Genomic DNA, 16,267 nt, shown 5'->3' on the forward strand with positions numbered 1-16,267 from the left:
GGCATCCGGGCCAACGCCGTCGCTCCAGGCACCACCCGCACCCCGATGCACGACCCGCAGATCCACGAGTTCCTCGCCGGCCTGCAGCCCGTCGGCCGCATGGTCGAGACTCGCGACGTCGTCGAGGCGGTCGTCTATCTGGAGAACGCGCCGTTCGTCACCGGCGAGATCCTCCACGTCGACGGCGGCATGAGCGCCGGCCACTGACCACGCCCACCCACTCCTTCCACGGAGCACCACCATGAACCAGAACACCGCGGACAGCGAGACGATCCTGCGCGACGTCCTCGCCGGCAGGAAATGGCTGGTTGGCCAAGCATCGTAAGGAATGCGGCTGCTGACCATCGGCTCGACGCTTTAATGCCCGAGGTTCACTGTCGGGATGATCGCTGCCGCGTCGACGTCGGCGGGGAGCTGAGTGGCTCGGCCACGCCGAGTCCCGGCTTCGAGGCGTACGCTGGCCGATGGTTCGGGTAGCCCGTTCGGGGGATCTGCCCAAACCCAACGGATTGTCGCCACGACGCTCGCGACTTAGCTGCGTTTTCGCAGGTCAGCACACCGCTGAGCCCCCGAGGACTCATAAGTTCATCATGCAGGCCTAGCAGGACGGCAGCCTGCGACCGCCCAGCCCGCAGCCCAGCGCCGGGAAGGCTGGGGAACTGCCCGGCCCGGAAGTCGGAGCGGATACGCCTGCGTGGCTGGCGACCGCGCCCGGCGTCGAAGGGCTGACCGGGGGCTTCTACGCCGACCGTGCTCCCGTCCGGACCGAAACGCACACCACCGACCCGCAACGGTGCGAGCGGCTGTGGGCGGCAAGCGCCGGACTGGTCGGCCTCGCCATCTGACGACCCGGGGCGTCAGCCGGGGCTGGCCCAGGCCGGGGCGCTCGCCAGCGAGCCGCCGCGAGGTGGCGTGGTCGATCAACCGGACAGCACGAGCCGCCGGTCGTCGCGCTGCCACAGCATGGAGGGAGTCGGATCGACGATGGGGGAGCTGGACGATCCCCGGGTGCCACAGGCCCCGCAACAGTTGACCGCTGAAGGCGAAACCCTGCTCAAACAGAAACCCTGCTCAAACAATGGTGTGGCTTGGCCACTCGCTACGACAAGCTTGCCATCAGCTATCGCTCCGTCGTTGTCCTGCATGCCGTGATCACCTGGACCAAGGCATTGACAGAACACCTAGTTGTCTCGGGTCATGACGTTGGTGACGGTCGGGAGGGCGTGAGCGAGGCCGGGTCTTTCGGCGGCAGGATGAGAAGTGTGACCAGCAGATCCGCCGAGCAGGAAGACCGGTCCGTGTAACGCCGTGACGCCCCGCTGTCCGTCGGGGTCGCCGCCGGCTCGTCGCGTGCTGCGGGCATCGTCCGATCGCGCACGGCGCCGCGGAGATGGGACCGCCTGTCGATCACACGAGGTGGGCGATGCCCGAGCCGATGAGGTAGATGCCGAATCCGGCCGCCACGACGACGATGATGGTACGGCCGTTTTTCGCCAGCCAGGCGTTCACGGCGGTGACCCAGCGGATCGTCGTCTCCGGCCAGATGGCGTGGGCGACGAGCGGTAGCTCGATCAACAGCATGTAGATCACGGCGACGAGGATGATGCTCAGCACCGTCGCCCACAGGGCGGCGTGCCCCTTGGCGATCGCGTGCAGCGCGGCCAGGTACAGCGGTGCCGGCGTGTACATCAGCAGGCCGACGCTCAGCAACCCGATCACGCCGAGCTCGCGGCGCTTGTTGGCCGCCTTCGGCCCACGCGGTGGCCGGAAGTAGACCACCAGGGCGAAGGCCACCAACACAATGCCGATGACGAGGTCGATCCAGGCCGGCACCGTGCGGTGCTTGGTGCTCTCGGCTCCGCTGCTCTGCAACACGAACACCGAGAGGAAGCCGAAGCCGAGGGTGATGACCACAGCGCCGGCCAGGAAAATCAGCGCCCGCTTCCTGGGGTGCGGGTTGACCAGCAGGAACGCCATGAACAGCAAGGCCGGCGGGTAGATCGCCGCACCGAACGCGGCAGGAACAGCTTCGGACAACATCGCCGTCTGGCACCTCCTCATGTCCTCGTGCGTTGCGGCCAGATGGGTTCATCGGTGACCGCAGGTGACCCCAAGAGGGGTGTCGGGTGCGCGGAACTACCTGTTGAGGCGGTCGTCCGACCGGGCGGCAGCCGCGTTCAACGGTTGAGGATCCGGCTCGTCGTCGGCTGGCCAGGTCCGGTTTCTTGGCGCGTGCCGCAGCGATTGCTTCCGCGCCGTTTCAGGCTTCGGCGACCACGGTCAGGTCGGGCTCGTTGTCCAGGATGAGCCGGACTCCCCGGCGGAGCAGGGCATGATCGTCGGCCGGCAGGATGCGCACTTGCTCGGCCGCGCGGGGCGTCGAGGCGGCGAGCTTCGACCACGCCTCGACCCACCGTCACAAGTCCTGACCCGGGCCGGTCCGCCGGCGGTGCGCCGCCGGCGGACCGGTGTCCGGCTACTCGCGCATGAGCATCGCCTCGGCCTCGCGCTCCTGGTCGACGTAGGGGTCGCCGCTGACGTCGATCACGACCCGTTTGATGGTGCCGCCGGTGAACCGGTGGGGCCGCTGTCCCCGGTAGTCGTCGGTGACGGCGGCCCCGCTGTCGCGGCCGACGCACAGGCCCTCGCCGGCGAGTTCGAACGAGCCGGGTTGTGTCTTGATGCGGCCCTCGCCGACCTTGTGGTCGCCGTGGTAGAGCGACAGTATTCCGGTGGCGATGCCGGGCGGGTCCTCACCGTCCTTGTCGAACGATGCCGCGAGGACCACGTTCTCACCCGCCGGCAGGTCCTCGGTCCCGTCGATCTTCTGCTCCAGCATGCCGACGAAGTTGTAGACGTAGTGCAGGCGGTTGTCCTTGACGTAGAGCGCGTGCCCGCCGAACCGTGCGCCGTGCGCGAACAGCACGCCCTCGGCGCCTTTGCCGGGAATGTCTACAAGGGACCCGATCGAGTACGACCGGTTGCGGATGTTGACCGCCTGTTGTTCGGGGACGTCCGCGACATCCGCGTAATAGACGTACCGGCTGCGGGACGCGGACAGCTGCGGCCGCGGCGTGTTGAGGATCTCCAGCGGCGAGCGGTCGTCGAGCGGGAACGCACCGTTGGCGTCGGCCTCCGCGAACCAGAGCCCGATCAACTCCTTGAGCTTGTCCGGCTGTTCGGCCGCGAGGTCGTGAACCTCGGCGCGGTCGACGTCGGTGTGGTAGAGCTGCCACACGTCGTCGTCGAAGTTGCTCCAGCCGCTGATCGTCGGGTGCGTCGTCACGGCTTTCCAGCCGTCGTGCCAGATTCCGCGCGAGCCGAGCATCGAGTAGAACTGGGTGGATCTGGCCGATGGCGCCGACGGGTCGGCGAAGGTGTAGCGCATGCTCACCCCGTCGAGCGGGCTCTGCGTGTGTCCCTTGATCGCCTCCGGCACCCGCAGGTCCAGGCAGTCGAGCACCGTGGGCACGAGGTCGATCGCGTGGTGGTACTGGTGGCGGATCTCGCCGCCGTGCCCGAGTACCGACGGCCAGGAGATGATGCACGGGTCGGCTGTGCCGCCGTTGAACTCGTAGCGCTTCCACATCTTGAACGGCGTGTTGAAGGCCATCGCCCAGCCGTTCGCGTAGTGGTTGTAGGTCTTCGGACCGCCCAGCTCGTCGAGCATCGCGAGGTTCTCGTCGAGGTCGTCGGGGATGCCGTTGAACAGTTTGTTCTCGTTCACCGACCCGTTGGGGCCGCCTTCGCCGCTGGCGCCGTTGTCGGAGACCAGGATGACGAGCGTGTTGTCCCGTTGCCCGGTCTCCTCCAGGTGGTCGAGAAGCCGGCCGATGTGGTGGTCGGCGTGGGCGAGGAAGCCCGCGTATACCTCGGCCATCCGCGCGAAGAGGCGCTTTTCCTGGTCGGACAGCGAGTCCCACGGCCTCGTGTAGTCCAGCGGGGGGAAGGGCTGCCCGTCCGGGCCCTGGCGGGTCTCGGGGGTGCCGATCGGGTTGATCGGCGGGAGCTCGGTGTCGGCCGGCACGATGCCGAGCTCCTTCTGCCGCGCCAGCACGGTTTCGCGCAGTGCGTCGTATCCCCTGTCGAAGCGGCCTTCGAATCGTTCGATCCACTCTCGCGGCGCGTGGTGCGGCGCGTGGCACGCTCCCGGCGCGTAGTAGAGAAAGAACGGCTTGTCCGGCGCGATCGCCTTGGCGTCCTTGATGAACTCGATCGCCTTGTCGGTGATGTCGTCGGTGAAGTGGTACCCCTCGTCGGGAGTCTTCGGCTGGTCCACCGGGTGGTTGTCGTACACGAGGTCGGGATACCACTGGTTCGTCTCGGCGCCGAGGAACCCGTAGAACCGCTGGAATCCGCGGCCAGTGGGCCAGTTGCGCCGCGTCGCGGCGAGGTTCATCTCGTCGGTCGGGCACAGGTGCCATTTGCCGACGATGTAGGTGTTCCAGCCGTGCTCCTCCAGGATTTCGGAGATCATGCCGTTCTCCGGCGGGATCGTGCCGTTGGCGTTCGGGAAACCGATCGCCGCCTCCGTGATGCACGCCATCGCGTTGCGGGTGTGGTTGCGGCCGGTGAGCAGGCAGGACCGGGTCGGTGAGCACAGCGCGGTGGTGTGCCACTGCGTGAACCGCACGCCGTCGGCAGCGATGCGATCGATGTTCGGGGTCTCGATGACGCCGCCGTAACAGCTCATCGCGGAGTACCCGACGTCGTCGAGAACCATGTAGACCACGTTCGGCGCGCCGTCGGCGGCCCGCGGCGGCTCGAACGGCTCCCAGTCGGGAACCGAGTCGCGGATGTCGATGTTGATCTTGCCCTGAAACGAGTTGGTCATGTCACTCCTCAGATCGCGCAGCTGAAGGCGGCCTCGCGCGCACCATCCGACATCGCGCGACGGCGCCCGGCCTCACCTGCACCAGGTGAACACCGCACACAGGGCGGCACACGACGAGCGAGAAGCGCTTGATGGATCAATCTGCACGGGTCACCCGGCAGGGGTGATGAAGCGTGGTCCGGCCCGCTGGGAACGTGTGGCGACGTCGCGCACAGCAGGCAGGGGGCACCCGATGGCCACCGCGCACACGAGCCAGGGACTTAGGCAGGCCGTGGCCGCGAAGCCCGACCCGACCGTGGACATGGTTTGGATCGCCGGGCGCACGTTCGCGATGGGCTCCGACGACCACTATCCGGAGGAGGCCCCGGTCCACGACGTGACGGTCGGCGGGTTCTGGATCGACCCCACCGCGGTGCGCAACCGCGACTTCGAGCGCTTCGTCCGGGCGACGGGCCACGTCACGCTCGCCGAGCGGGCACCCGATCCGGTGGATTACCCAGACGCCTTGCCGGATCTCCTCGTGCCGGCGTCGTCGGTGTTCGTCGCGCCGCAGCACGAGGTCGACCTGCGCAATGCCTACGACTGGTGGCGTTACGTGCCCGGTGCGGACTGGCGCCATCCGTCTGGCCCGGGCAGTTCGGTCCGCAAGCGACCCGATCATCCCGTGGTGCACCTGGCTTGGGAGGACGCCGAGGCCTACGCGCGTTGGGCGTGCAAGGACATCCCCACGGAGGCGGAGTGGGAGCTCGCCGCGCGGGGCGGGATCGACCGCGCCGCCTACGCGTGGGGCGACGAGCTCAGTCCCGACGGTGTGTGGATGGCCAACACCTGGCAGGGAACCTTCCCGTACGCGAATACCGGCGCGGACGGTTACCTTGGCACCGCCCCGGTCGGGCGCTACCCGCCGAACGGATACGGCCTCTACGACATGATCGGCAACGTGTGGGAGTGGACCGCGGACTGGTACTCCGCGCACGACGATCCGCCAGGCTCGTGTTGTAGCCCGAGCCCGCGAGACCGCAGCATCGAACGCGGTGAACGCGTCCCGCGCAGGGTGATCAAGGGCGGCTCGTACCTGTGCGCGCCGAACTACTGCCGTCGCTACCGGCCTGCCGCCCGCATGGCGCAACCGATCGACACCGCCACGTGCCACCTCGGTCTCCGCTGCGTGGTTCGACGCTGACCATCGGAAGGAGGGTTGTCTCGTGCTGACCACCTGGCGCGACGGCGCCGCGAAGAAGGCGATCACCAAGTTCGTCGAGCACGCAGCAGAGGTGCCTGCCGACGAACGGGTGGCGACATTCGACAACGATGGCACGCTGTGGTGTGAGAAACCGGTCCCGATCCAACTCGACTTCATCCTCCGCCGCCTCGTGGCCATGGCCAAGGAGACACCGGAGCTGCGCTTGCGCCAGCCCTGGAAAGCCGCATACGAGAACGACTTGGCTTGGTTCGGCGCAGTGGTCGCCGCACACTACGCCGGTGACGACACTCAGCTCCCCGCTCTGGCCGCCGGAGTGCTCGAGGCGTACGCCGACATCGGCGTCGAGGACTTCGAAGCCCAGGCGAACGAGTTCCTGACCAACACCCAGCACCCCACGTTGGGCAGGTCGTATGCGCGGTGCGCCTACGCGCCGATGGTCGAGCTCCTGGCACACCTGCGGGACAACGGCTTCAGCACCTACATCGCTTCCGGCGGCGGCCGCGACTTCATGCGGCCCATCAGCCATGCGGTCTACGGCGTGCCGCGCGAGCAGGTCATCGGTAGCACCGCGACACTGTCCTACGAGGACGACGAGCACGGCGGCACCATTCGCCACCAACCCGTCCTGGACTACCTCGACGACGGCCCGGAGAAGCCCATCCGCATCTGGAGCCGCACCGGACGCCGACCGTTGCTGGCGGCGGGCAACGCCAACGGCGACATCCCGATGCTCCGCTTCACCCACCACCCCGACAAACCGACCCTGCGCCTCCTGGTTGTCCACGACGACCCCGACCGCGAGTTCGCGTACACCACCGGCGCCGAACAGGCCCTCGAACAGGCCGACCGGGACGGCTGGACCGTCATCAGCATCCGCGACGATTGGCACACCGTCTTCTGAGCGGTTACGCCTGCTCCTGGGCTTCCTGCGCGCGGTCCGGTCCTCGGCCGACGTCAACCCCGCGGGGTGATGCCCGTCGGGCTCGCGACCGGACAGGGGCGGGGCAGCGCCACAATCGGTGAACGCTCCGAGCGGCCGCGGCCGTGCACCGCAGATCGTGCGCGAGGAGTACGCCTTGTCGACCTCGCGCCGGCGCCCGTCGCGGCGCGGCCGAATACGGCAACAGGGGACGCAACGGCCGTGAGGCACGACTGCCCGCTCCAGCGCAGTTCGCACAAACCATGCGAGGACTTCTCTGGAAGGCTCCGTCACGACTGTTCCGGAAATCACCGTGCGGAGACTGGTTAGCTGCCCTCAACCGGCTCCAGCACAAACACGGGGATCTCCCGGTCGGTCTTGCTCTGATACTCCGCGTACGACGGATACACGGCGACCGCGCGCTCCCACCACTCGGCCTTCTCCGCTCCGGTGACCTCACGCGCCCGCATGTCCCGCCGGACCGGGCCGTCCTGCAGTTCAACGTGTGGGTCGGCCTCGACATTGAAATACCACACCGGATGCTTCGGCGCGCCACCCTGCGAGGCAACCACCACGTACGTCCCCTCATGCGCCACCCGCATCAGTGGCGTCTTGCGGATTTTCCCACTTTTCGCGCCCCGTGTCGTCAGGATGATGACCGGCAACCCGACGTCGGGCGAGATGGTCCCCTCCGTCCCGCCGGAACTCTCGTACAACTCCACCTGATCACGCACATACTTCACCGGGCTCGGCTCGTACTCGCCCTCGAGAGGCACCGTTCCATCCCTTCGTCGTCACACATCTTCGGACGCTGGGTAACAGCGGCAGCGGAACGCCGCGTCCTTACCGGCCTTCTCGCAACATCGTGCTCACGGCGCGCGGCTCGACGCAGAGCAGGCACTCCCTTCCGCGGTGTTCGCGGTGACGATGATGTGGGTCTCAGGGGCGATGTCGAAGTACTCTTCGATGGACGAGTTCTACCCCGGCACGGACGATCTGCTCGAAACCCGGCTGCACGTGTCGAGTCGGGCTTGGACACGCCCACCGGCCAGTGTGGTTGGGGTGACCGGAGTCAGGTAATTGGTCCCCCAAGAAGTGGGCGCAAGTGGCCCCACCTTTGGGCTGTTTCCCTCCTAGTGTCGGGGGCATGATCACAACGGCGCCTGTCATCCGTCATTCGTCCGCTGCTGTGTGCGGTGGCGGACAGGCGCGGACGGCTCTGGGATCGGTCGCGTTCGTCTGCGACACCGGCGATCCGCTCACGGTCGCCGACCCGGCCGGCAGGGGACACGAATGAGCGCACAAAGGCGCGAAGTGCCTGACACGACGGCACGAGGTGTCCCCGAAGGGCTGCAGGTCCCGGGTGTCCGCCACCGGTACATCGACACGGGGCGGCTGCGCATGCACGTCGCCGAGACAGGTGCCGGATCCCCTGTCCTCCTGCTGCACGGCTGGGCGAAGCACTGGTACATGTGGCGCCACGTCATGCCCCTCCTGAGTGACTCGCACCGGCTCATCGCGGTCGACCTGCGCGGGGCCGGCTGGTCGGACGCGCCGAGGAGTGGTTACCGCACCGCCGAGCTCGTCGACGATCTGCGGGCACTGCTCGACGCTTTGGGGCTGGGCCGGATCGCGCTCGTCGGGCACGACCGTGGTGCCGCCCTGGCCTTCCAGCTCGCGCTGGACGATCCGGACCGCGTCACCCACGTGGTCGCCCTGAACGAACTCCACCCCTACCTCGATGTCCGACGAATGGTCCGCAACGCCTGGCGCTATCTGTGGACGCCGTTCGTCGAGACACCTTTGGTCGGCCGCTTCGTCCTGGCGCACATCCCGTCCTTCACACGTGGCTGGCTGCGTCGCGGTGTCGTCGACCGGGCGTCGATGCCGGCCGACGCTGTCGCCGCGTACGTGGACGTGCTCCGCCGACCCGACATCGCGCGCGCCGGTGAACAGCTCATGTACCAGTTCGCGTACAAAGAGTTCATCCCGATGCTGCGGCACGCGGAGACCCGCAAGCTTCGGCCACCCACGCTCTTGCTCGCCGGCGGAGCCGACCCGTTCACGCCTCCGGCAATGCTGGGTGCTGCCACACCGCACGCCGCAGACCTGCGCGTCGAAGTGGTCGATGACGCAGGACACCACCTCCCCGAGGAGCGTCCCGAACTCGTCGCCGCCAAAATTCGGGACCACCTGAATCGGATCTGACACAGCGGATGTGCCGACCGAGTCGACCAGTACCGGCTCGCGAAGTGACGCAAACCCTGCGAGCACCGAAACGACCGACAGCTTCGGGGCGAGCCCGTGGCCTACCGTCGGGTGGGACGGTGGTGGGGCTCCCGGCGAGCCTGGTGACCGCAATGCCTATCGGGCTGGCGAACGCGGGCACCTTGCCCCCTGGCCGACCCGCTGCTCGTGTTGTGAGGCCAGTTCTGGCGAATCGTGAGCCCGGGACCGCTGGTCTGGATACTCGGCGCGCCCCGGAGACCGCGGAGGCCGCGGCGGCGGTGAATGTCACGAACTCCAGCTCTGGCGGCAGGGTCCGGCGTCGGCGCGATCCTCGTGTCATCGGTGGCCGTGCAGACGGTGTTCCTCACGGCGGGCTTCATCGTGCTTGCTGCCGCCGTACTCGCCGCGGTGGCGGCGCGGTTCCTGACACTCGCGCGGAGGGGATGAGGAAGCCAGGAGACGGCAGGCGGTAAGAGCCGACCGTCGGCCGACGCCGACAAGACGACCAGTGTGGACGAGAGAGGTGTACGACGGAATCGAACTGGGCTGCCTCGAAAACTATCTCGACGCCGAGTTGGTCGTGTCCGAGCCTCATGATGTGGCATGGGAGACAGCGGCGGCGTTCCCGGTGCCTGCTCTGACTGCGGAGCAGGTGCTCTCTGAATCGCTCGAAGGTGCGGAGAACGAGACGCTGCTCGTTCACGGCGCCGGGGGCCGACCGGGTGGTTGGGTGTGCAGCTCGCCGCCATGCGTACGGCCCGGGTGATCGCCACTGCCGAACGGGAGTCGCCATGACCGCGGAATCGCACGCCCGGAAACGGGACGCCGCGGCCACGAAAGCGGCGCTGCTCGACGCCGGCCGAGAACTGTTCGCGGAGCGCGGTTTCGACCGCACCACCGTGCGTGACATCGCGAGCCGCGCCGGCGCGAACCAGGCGCTGCTATTCCGCTACTTCGGCAGCAAAGAAGCCCTCTTCGAAGCCGCGATGACCCGCGGCGGCTTCGCCCAGCTCGACGCGACCCCACCCGAGCACCTCTTCGCCGAAACGCTGCGCAGCCTCCTCAAGGACAACTCCGAACGCCGCGACCGCTCCCTCGAGACCTACCTGCGCTCCACCGGCATCGACGGCGCGGGCGCCGCCCTGCGCGACCAGCTCGGCGACGCCTACGGCCAGGCGCTGGCCTCCCTCACCGACGAACCCGATGCGGCCCTCCGCGCCGACCTCGCGTTGGCGTGGCTGCTGGGCATCGGCCTGGTCCGCGCGGTGACGCGGAAGGATCCGCTGGCGAGCGCTTCGGCGGAGGACATGGCTCGGTTGACGGGGCCGGCGGTGCGGACGTTGCTGGAGCGCAGCGAATAGGCGCGAGCTGGCGCATGGCTCGCTCCCATCATCATAGGCCGCGGCTCGTGCCGTCGGCTGCCATCGTCACTTCGATGGGCGTAAGCGCATATGGGCATCTTTCGGGGTTCGGCGAGAACTTGCCCTGGATGAGGATCTACTTCTGGATCGAACCGGTGCGTTGGCGTCAGCCGGCGGTAAGAACCGATCGTCGACTGACGCCGACAAGAAGGTGAGCATGGAGGAGAGGGGCGTAACTGGCTTCATCTCGTGATCGGCCGCGACCCGCGCACCACTCTGGGGTGCGGCCAGGTCGAGACCACGGTCGACCACACGCGAGCAAGCTGGAGCGCGCAATCGTATGACGAACTCCGCGGGCGAACTAGAACGCAGTGGCACTGGCGGCCGCCCTCGTGACACGGCCTTGGACGAGGCAATCATCCTCGCCACCCGCAGGCGGCTGGTCATGGACGGCTTCTCCAAGATGACCATCAAAGACATCGTGGACGATGCCAAGGTCGGCCGCTCCACGCTGCGTCGACGGTGGGGAAACAAGTTTGACCTGGTGGTGGATGCCCTCGACTACGGTTTCCGCAAGCAAGGTGACTTGTACACCGTTGATCTGAACGACCTGGAGCCACGCGACGCGCTCGTAGCAGCCGTCCGCCATGTCGACCCCGCTCGCTACAGCCCTGACGCCATGGTGCTGATGGGAAACTTCGCCGGCGAGGCCATCCGCACGCCGGAGCTGATGGAGATCTTGCGCGAGCACGCGGTCCGGCCCCGCGTGGGATTCATCGAGAGGGCGTTGACACAGCTGCAGGAGCGTCGTGCGGTCCGGGCCGGTATCGACGTCCACACCATCTCGACGTTGTGCTTTGGAGCCTACTTCGCGAACTACTACGGCGGCGAGAGGTACGTAGACATCCCTGAAGACGTAGTGGCTGTGCTGTGGCCAACGATCGCTGCTCGCACAACCATGAACAGGCGGCCGACCTCGCCGGTGCGGCGTGGCAGGTAATCATGCGCGGTGAAGAATTCTTCGTTCGATACCGCGTTCCTGGCGGACCTCAAGCCAGTGCCTGATCGGTTCCGTGCCACTGCCGCGGGTACAGGCACGAAGGTGGCTCGGCCCCAGTCGGTCGTCACTACCGGCGCGCCAGACTGGCCCAAGCGGCGTTAATGTCGAGGAATTTCATGCCCGATAGACGTCCAATGCCGTCCCTTATGCACAGTGAAGTTTCGCAATGTGCTCGTCACGACGCGACAGATGAAAGGCATCTCGATCGACGTAGCGCGCCGAAGGGCTCGCGTGGCTGCCGGTGTGATTTGGCCGGAGGTCATCGACGAGGCGGCGCGGCACGGTCTGGCTCCGCTGAGCGGTTCGGCGCCGGACGTGGGAGTGACCGGGTACACGCTGGGCGGAGGGCAAAGCCCAGTGCTCGGCCCGAGCCTGGGCTACGCGGCCGACCACGTGCATTCCCTGGACGTAGTGACGGCTGACGGGCAGCTGCGCACGGTGACTGCCGAGAGCGAGCCCGACCTGTTCTGGGCACTGCGTGGTTGCAAGGGTAATTTCACCCGGATGTATCCGCGCGAGTTACGCGGGCAAGCAGAACAGGTCACGTCGCGATCTGACTGCATGAGGCAAGTGCGCAGCTGCCCGGTTGCGTGGCCGTGTCAATCCTTGATGAGGTCGATGATGCGGCCGAAGTTGAGATTCGATGCAAGCGCCGTCAGGTCTCCCTCCGCCAGCTTCGCCGCAGCCGCCTGTGTTGCTCCGAGGGCGTGTGTGTAGGGGTCGACCCCGAGGCTGATCCGGCGGACACCGATCGTCTGGAGTTCTGCGAGGGTAGCCGTGTCCTGGGGGCTGACGAGGACGTTGACCGGCTTGGGCGCGACTGCGTTGATGACTGCGGTGACGGAGGCCCGGTCCGGCAGGCTCGGTGCGTAGAGAACGTCCGCTCCCGCCTCCGCGAAGGCGGAGAGGCGGCGGATGGTGTCACCGATGTCGGAAATCCCCCATAAGAAGTTGTCCGTACGGCCGGTCAGAACGATCCGTCCGTGCGCAGCTGCGGCGGCGGCCTCGATGCGGCGAACCGCGTCGTCGAATTCGCGAATCGGCTGGGAGGGGTCGCCGGTGGTGTCTTCGATTCCGATGCCGGCCAGGCCACGGGCGATAGCGGCATCGACGGTCGCCCGGACGTCGTCGGGAGTCTCGCCGTAGCCGTCCTCGAAGTCACCGTTGATCGGCAGGCCGCTCACCGACGTGAGGAGCGCGGCATGAGCCAGGTGCTTGTCGCGGCTGACGGCGTGGATGCCGTCGAGTCGCCCCAGTGTCGCCGCGAAGGCCGCCGAGGAGGTTGCAACGGCGGCGAATCCGGCTTCCCGGAAGAGCAGGGCCGACGGGGCGTCCCAGGCGTTGGGCATGATGAACGCCTCGGGGCCGCGATGGAGTTCGAGGAACTGTTCGTAGCGGGCGTGTTGAGTCGTGTCAGGCATTGTGATGGTCCTTCTTCTTTCTGCGGTTTGACGGTCGTTCGACGCGAGCCCGGGCCCCCGCCGTGCCCCCGCCACCATGGGGTCCTTTCACCCGGCCCAAATATCCGCTCGCTCGATGTCCGGTCTGTTACTGGCTGTCGGGGTCTTCGCTGGTGGTGTGCTGGTCGAGCTTGGTGACCTGGTAGAAGGCGATGGCCCAGCCGGTTGCGGTCTGTTTCAGCAGGGTGCTGAGGTAGACGTTGACCGTGGGGCGGTCGGTGAAGGAGAAGTCGACGTTGAGGTATGCGAGGACGAGGTCGTCGGAGAGGCGTCTGGTCTCGAGGACCTGGTAGTCGGCGGTCAGGCCGGGGGGCTGGGAGTCGTAGTAGGCGGCGATGCCGGGTCGTCCGACGCTGTAGGGGTGCAGGCCTTGGAAGATGGCGTCGTCGGTGAAGTGGGCGGCGACCTGGTCGGGCTGGTGCTTGTCGACGGCGGCCTTCCAGCCGTCGAGGACGCCGCGCAGGATCGTCTCGCTGTCCGCGATGTTCTGGTTCAAGGCAGTGCTCCCCGAAAGGCCGCTGTCAACGGGGATGCAGGCGTCGTCCGACTCGACCCGCGGCGAGGCCGCCTCAGCGGGCGCGGCTTCGCGGTCGCGAGCGAGCTGGGCGATGAAGTATTCCGGGTCGTCAGGGTCGAAACGCCGTTCGGTGCTCTCCACTGGCTTGGCACGCTCCCATCACCATGGGGCCGCGGCTTGTACCGTCGGCCCGCCGTCGTCACCTCGATTGGTGTCAACCCATGGGGGAATCTTTCGGGGTTCGGCGAAAACTCTGAAATTTCCCGTCGGGCACCGGCGATCTGCGTCTCCGCCGACGCCAACGACCTCTGAGCCGCACCGATTGCCCATGCGGGCGGGCCCACTGCCCTCAACAGCTGCGAGAGATGGTGGTCGAGTCCATGGGCGTCGACGTGCTCCACAACGCGGCGAACGTGATCGCCGAACTCGCCGGGACGGCGAACTGTGGTAAGGGGCACGTCCACTGTGGACTGTCCTGCGCCGGACTTTGGCGATGGTCTGTCCGGATCATTTCGTTTGGTACCTCTATGAGGCCGGATCGTGGCAGGCGTTCCTCTCGCACGTCACGAAGTAGCTCGTCGAAGACGTTCAGGACGTCGTGCCGGCGATGCCCCGCACCGATCGCCAGCGAGAAACGGGGACGTGGGATGGCGTCAGTCGACGAGCTGCTCCGGAGCATGGAGGCGGCCGTCGGCAAGATCGCCGCAGCGCGGAGTCTCTTCGGCAAGCGCAACCGGCCTGAGGCGGAGTGCGCGGGCTGGCGGACGGCGAGGTCGTCCGCCGGCTGCACCACCGATGTCGTACTTCAGGTTTTACTTGCGGTGACGGGCTGAGTCACTGATGGGGGCCGACGCGAGCCGGCTCGGCTACCCGAGGTTCTGAGGGTAAGAAGTCGCTACCCCGAGGCGCTCACTGTCTGAAGCGATCTACTGAGCCATAACTCGATCGGGTTGCAGTCTAGTAGCTCGATCGGGTTGAAGCGGGGTATCGGCCGGCGGCCGGCTCCAGCTTTCAGCCGAACGGACGTGAGGGGGAGCATGGTCCAACGGCACGTTTCCATCCGGCCGATTCCGAGCACGAACGTGCATGGCCGACTGGGTCGCTTCATCGTTCCGTGCGTCTGGTGACGCGTAACGAGTACCGACTCCGAGTAGGAGAATGATGGGCATCAAAATAGGAAAGGTCAACAGACCCTTCACGTTCATTGCGGCTTTGGCGGCCTTACTGCTCGTGATCTCCGCGACTTCGAGCTCCGCGGCGCGGGACGAGAACGACGGGAATTCCTCCCCGGCGGCGCAGTCACTATCGCCTTACCCGCAATCTCAACCGCCTGCCGGTTTTCAGTCCAAGTACGCGGAAGTAAATGGCTTTCGTATGCACTACGTGCGGGGCGGCAAAGGTTCGCCTGTGGTAATGATCCACGGGTTCCCCGAGAATTGGTCAGAGTGGCGGCAGCAGATGGTCCCGCTCTCCAAGAACCACACCGTGATCGCCGTCGACATGCGTGGCGCTGGTGAGTCCGAGGTCACCAAGAGTGGTTATGATACGGCGCAGCTGGCGAGGGACGTGCATCAGCTGCTGACGCAGCTCAACCTCAACAAGGGCGTCCAGGTAATCGCCCACGATCTTGGTGAGTGGGTCGCCTACGCCTACGGGGCGCAATTCCGGTCGGAAGTGCGGAGCATGGCCGTGATGGAAGCCACCATCCCGGATGAGAGCTGGTACCACTACCCCGTGCTCAACGCCGACCCGGCCCAGCCAGCGGCGTGGCACTTCGGCTTCTTCCAGATGCCCCTCGCCGAAAAGCTCATCGCCGGTAACGAGCGCGACCTCGTCCACGACTTGATGTTGGAGTACGTGGCGGGCGATACGTCGCCGTTCACGGATTCGGACTTCGACTACTACGCCCACTTCCTGAAGCAGCCAGGCCGCCTAACGGCCTTCATGAGTATATACCGCGGGATCCGCACAGATGTTCAGCAGAACAAGGAATTCCTGGCTCAGGGCAAGTTGAAGATGCCCATCCTCGCGATCGGTGGTGAGCTTTCCTTCGGTTCACTCATCCCCGATCAGTGGCGTGAGTACGCCGTGAACGTCGAGGGACGAGTCCTGAAGGGTTCGGGCCACTTCGTGACGCAGGAGAGGCCGGAGGAAGTGACGGCTTTGCTGCAGTCCTTCCTGCAGAAGTAGCTTTCACCGCCAAGGGACGAACCACAACGATCCCGGCAACCTGCGAGAATCATCTACGTCGGTAGGTTCGCGCTGGTGGCGACTGCAGCGCCTCCAGCGCGAACCTCATCACCTACGTCGCCTCCGACCAGGCTGCCGGTGGTGCCCTGCGCGTCGGCGGTGGGGTTGCGAGTTCGATTGTTCCGTGAGTTTCGTTCGTTCCTACAGAAGGGGTTTTTGAGTTGACCAGCGTTCCTGTCACCAAGTTGAACAACGGCGTCGAGATGCCGCAGCTCGGCTTCGGCGTCTTCCAGGTGCCGGCCGCCGAGACGAAGGCCGCGGTCAAAACCGCACTCGACGCCGGCTACCGCAGCATCGACACCGCCACCGCGTACGGCAACGAAGCGGCCGTCGGCGAGGCGCTCGCCGAGTCGGGCATCGCGGCCGACGAGCTGTTCATCACCACCAAGCTGTGGAACAGCGACCAGGGCTACGACCAGACGCTGCGCGCGTT

Annotated in this window: 14 protein-coding genes; 9 read left to right on the top strand and 5 right to left on the bottom strand. The window is 66.7% G+C overall.

The window, feature by feature from the left end:
- Positions 1–207: SDR family oxidoreductase (locus tag ABZU76_RS50915; RefSeq protein ID WP_354885543.1), on the top strand; the 207-nt coding region annotated here is incomplete at its 5' end.
- Between the two features lie 1,200 nt (positions 208–1,407).
- On the opposite strand, the gene ABZU76_RS50920 is transcribed toward ABZU76_RS50915, so the two are convergent.
- Together ABZU76_RS50920 and ABZU76_RS50925 are read right to left on the bottom strand one after the other, a co-directional pair.
- Positions 1,408–2,040, bottom strand: a complete 633-nt coding sequence (locus ABZU76_RS50920) for a GAP family protein (protein WP_354885546.1) — start codon at positions 2,038–2,040, stop codon at positions 1,408–1,410.
- 436 nt (positions 2,041–2,476) lie between these two features.
- Entirely contained in the window at positions 2,477–4,834 is a 2,358-nt protein-coding gene (locus ABZU76_RS50925) for an arylsulfatase (RefSeq protein WP_354885549.1), read from the bottom strand.
- Between the two features lie 232 nt (positions 4,835–5,066).
- On the opposite strand from ABZU76_RS50925, the gene ABZU76_RS50930 reads away from it, so the two are divergent.
- Positions 5,067–6,017, top strand: a complete 951-nt coding sequence (locus ABZU76_RS50930) for a formylglycine-generating enzyme family protein (protein ID WP_354885552.1) — start codon at positions 5,067–5,069, stop codon at positions 6,015–6,017.
- Between the two features lie 22 nt (positions 6,018–6,039).
- Positions 6,040–6,939 (top strand): HAD family hydrolase, encoded by a 900-nt coding sequence (locus tag ABZU76_RS50935; protein WP_354885555.1) that lies wholly within the window; start codon positions 6,040–6,042, stop codon positions 6,937–6,939.
- A 344-nt stretch (positions 6,940–7,283) separates the two neighbouring features.
- Here the strand turns inward: ABZU76_RS50935 and ABZU76_RS50940 are convergent, their stop codons facing one another.
- The gene (locus tag ABZU76_RS50940) at positions 7,284–7,733 is read right to left on the bottom strand and encodes a nitroreductase family deazaflavin-dependent oxidoreductase (RefSeq protein WP_354885558.1); all 450 of its coding nucleotides are present in this window, start codon (positions 7,731–7,733) and stop codon (positions 7,284–7,286) included.
- A 538-nt stretch (positions 7,734–8,271) separates the two neighbouring features.
- On the opposite strand from ABZU76_RS50940, the gene ABZU76_RS50945 reads away from it, so the two are divergent.
- The 4 genes from ABZU76_RS50945 to ABZU76_RS50960 all read left to right on the top strand — a co-directional run bounded on the left by ABZU76_RS50945 (position 8,272) and on the right by ABZU76_RS50960 (position 12,324).
- A complete protein-coding gene (locus ABZU76_RS50945) occupies positions 8,272–9,165 on the top strand; it encodes an alpha/beta hydrolase (protein WP_354885561.1) in 894 nt (297 codons plus the stop codon).
- A gap of 812 nt (positions 9,166–9,977) precedes the next feature.
- Entirely contained in the window at positions 9,978–10,547 is a 570-nt protein-coding gene (locus ABZU76_RS50950; RefSeq protein ID WP_354885564.1) for a TetR family transcriptional regulator, read from the top strand.
- 403 nt (positions 10,548–10,950) lie between these two features.
- Positions 10,951–11,547, top strand: coding sequence for a TetR-like C-terminal domain-containing protein (locus ABZU76_RS50955; RefSeq protein ID WP_354885567.1), 597 nt, complete (start codon positions 10,951–10,953; stop codon positions 11,545–11,547).
- A 228-nt stretch (positions 11,548–11,775) separates the two neighbouring features.
- Positions 11,776–12,324 carry an FAD-binding protein gene (locus ABZU76_RS50960; RefSeq protein WP_354885582.1) on the top strand — a complete coding sequence of 183 codons (549 nt, stop codon included), beginning with the start codon at positions 11,776–11,778 and terminating at the stop codon, positions 12,322–12,324.
- On the opposite strand, the gene ABZU76_RS50965 is transcribed toward ABZU76_RS50960, so the two are convergent.
- Complete coding sequence (locus tag ABZU76_RS50965) at positions 12,207–13,028, bottom strand: isocitrate lyase/phosphoenolpyruvate mutase family protein (protein ID WP_354885570.1); 822 nt, start codon at positions 13,026–13,028, stop codon at positions 12,207–12,209. The two genes, ABZU76_RS50960 and ABZU76_RS50965, sit on opposite strands and share 118 nt — an antisense overlap.
- Positions 13,029–13,155: 127 nt before the next feature.
- Positions 13,156–13,725 carry a hypothetical protein gene (locus ABZU76_RS50970; RefSeq protein ID WP_354885573.1) on the bottom strand — a complete coding sequence of 190 codons (570 nt, stop codon included), beginning with the start codon at positions 13,723–13,725 and terminating at the stop codon, positions 13,156–13,158.
- A gap of 1,020 nt (positions 13,726–14,745) precedes the next feature.
- Between ABZU76_RS50970 and ABZU76_RS50975 the strand changes: the two genes are divergently transcribed.
- Both ABZU76_RS50975 and ABZU76_RS50980 read left to right on the top strand, forming a co-directional pair.
- On the top strand, positions 14,746–15,774 hold the full coding sequence (locus ABZU76_RS50975) for an alpha/beta hydrolase (RefSeq protein WP_354885576.1): 1,029 nt from the start codon (positions 14,746–14,748) through the stop codon (positions 15,772–15,774).
- A gap of 221 nt (positions 15,775–15,995) precedes the next feature.
- The coding region (locus ABZU76_RS50980; protein ID WP_354885579.1) for an aldo/keto reductase at positions 15,996–16,267 on the top strand (272 nt) is incomplete at its 3' end.

The sequence above is a fragment of the Amycolatopsis sp. NPDC005232 genome (assembly GCF_040607795.1).
In the GTDB taxonomy this organism is placed as follows: domain Bacteria; phylum Actinomycetota; class Actinomycetes; order Mycobacteriales; family Pseudonocardiaceae; genus Amycolatopsis.

What these genes read in the sequence shown, in the direction of transcription:
- ABZU76_RS50965 (WP_354885570.1), bottom strand. Translation starts at nt 13,028, where the DNA reads ATGCCTGACACGACTCAACACGCCCGCTACGAACAGTTCCTCGAACTC.
- ABZU76_RS50975 (WP_354885576.1), top strand. Translation starts at nt 14,746, where the DNA reads ATGGGCATCAAAATAGGAAAGGTCAACAGACCCTTCACGTTCATTGCG.
- ABZU76_RS50930 (WP_354885552.1), top strand. Translation starts at nt 5,067, where the DNA reads ATGGCCACCGCGCACACGAGCCAGGGACTTAGGCAGGCCGTGGCCGCG.
- ABZU76_RS50925 (WP_354885549.1), bottom strand. Translation starts at nt 4,834, where the DNA reads ATGACCAACTCGTTTCAGGGCAAGATCAACATCGACATCCGCGACTCG.
- ABZU76_RS50920 (WP_354885546.1), bottom strand. Translation starts at nt 2,040, where the DNA reads ATGTTGTCCGAAGCTGTTCCTGCCGCGTTCGGTGCGGCGATCTACCCG.
- ABZU76_RS50950 (WP_354885564.1), top strand. Translation starts at nt 9,978, where the DNA reads ATGACCGCGGAATCGCACGCCCGGAAACGGGACGCCGCGGCCACGAAA.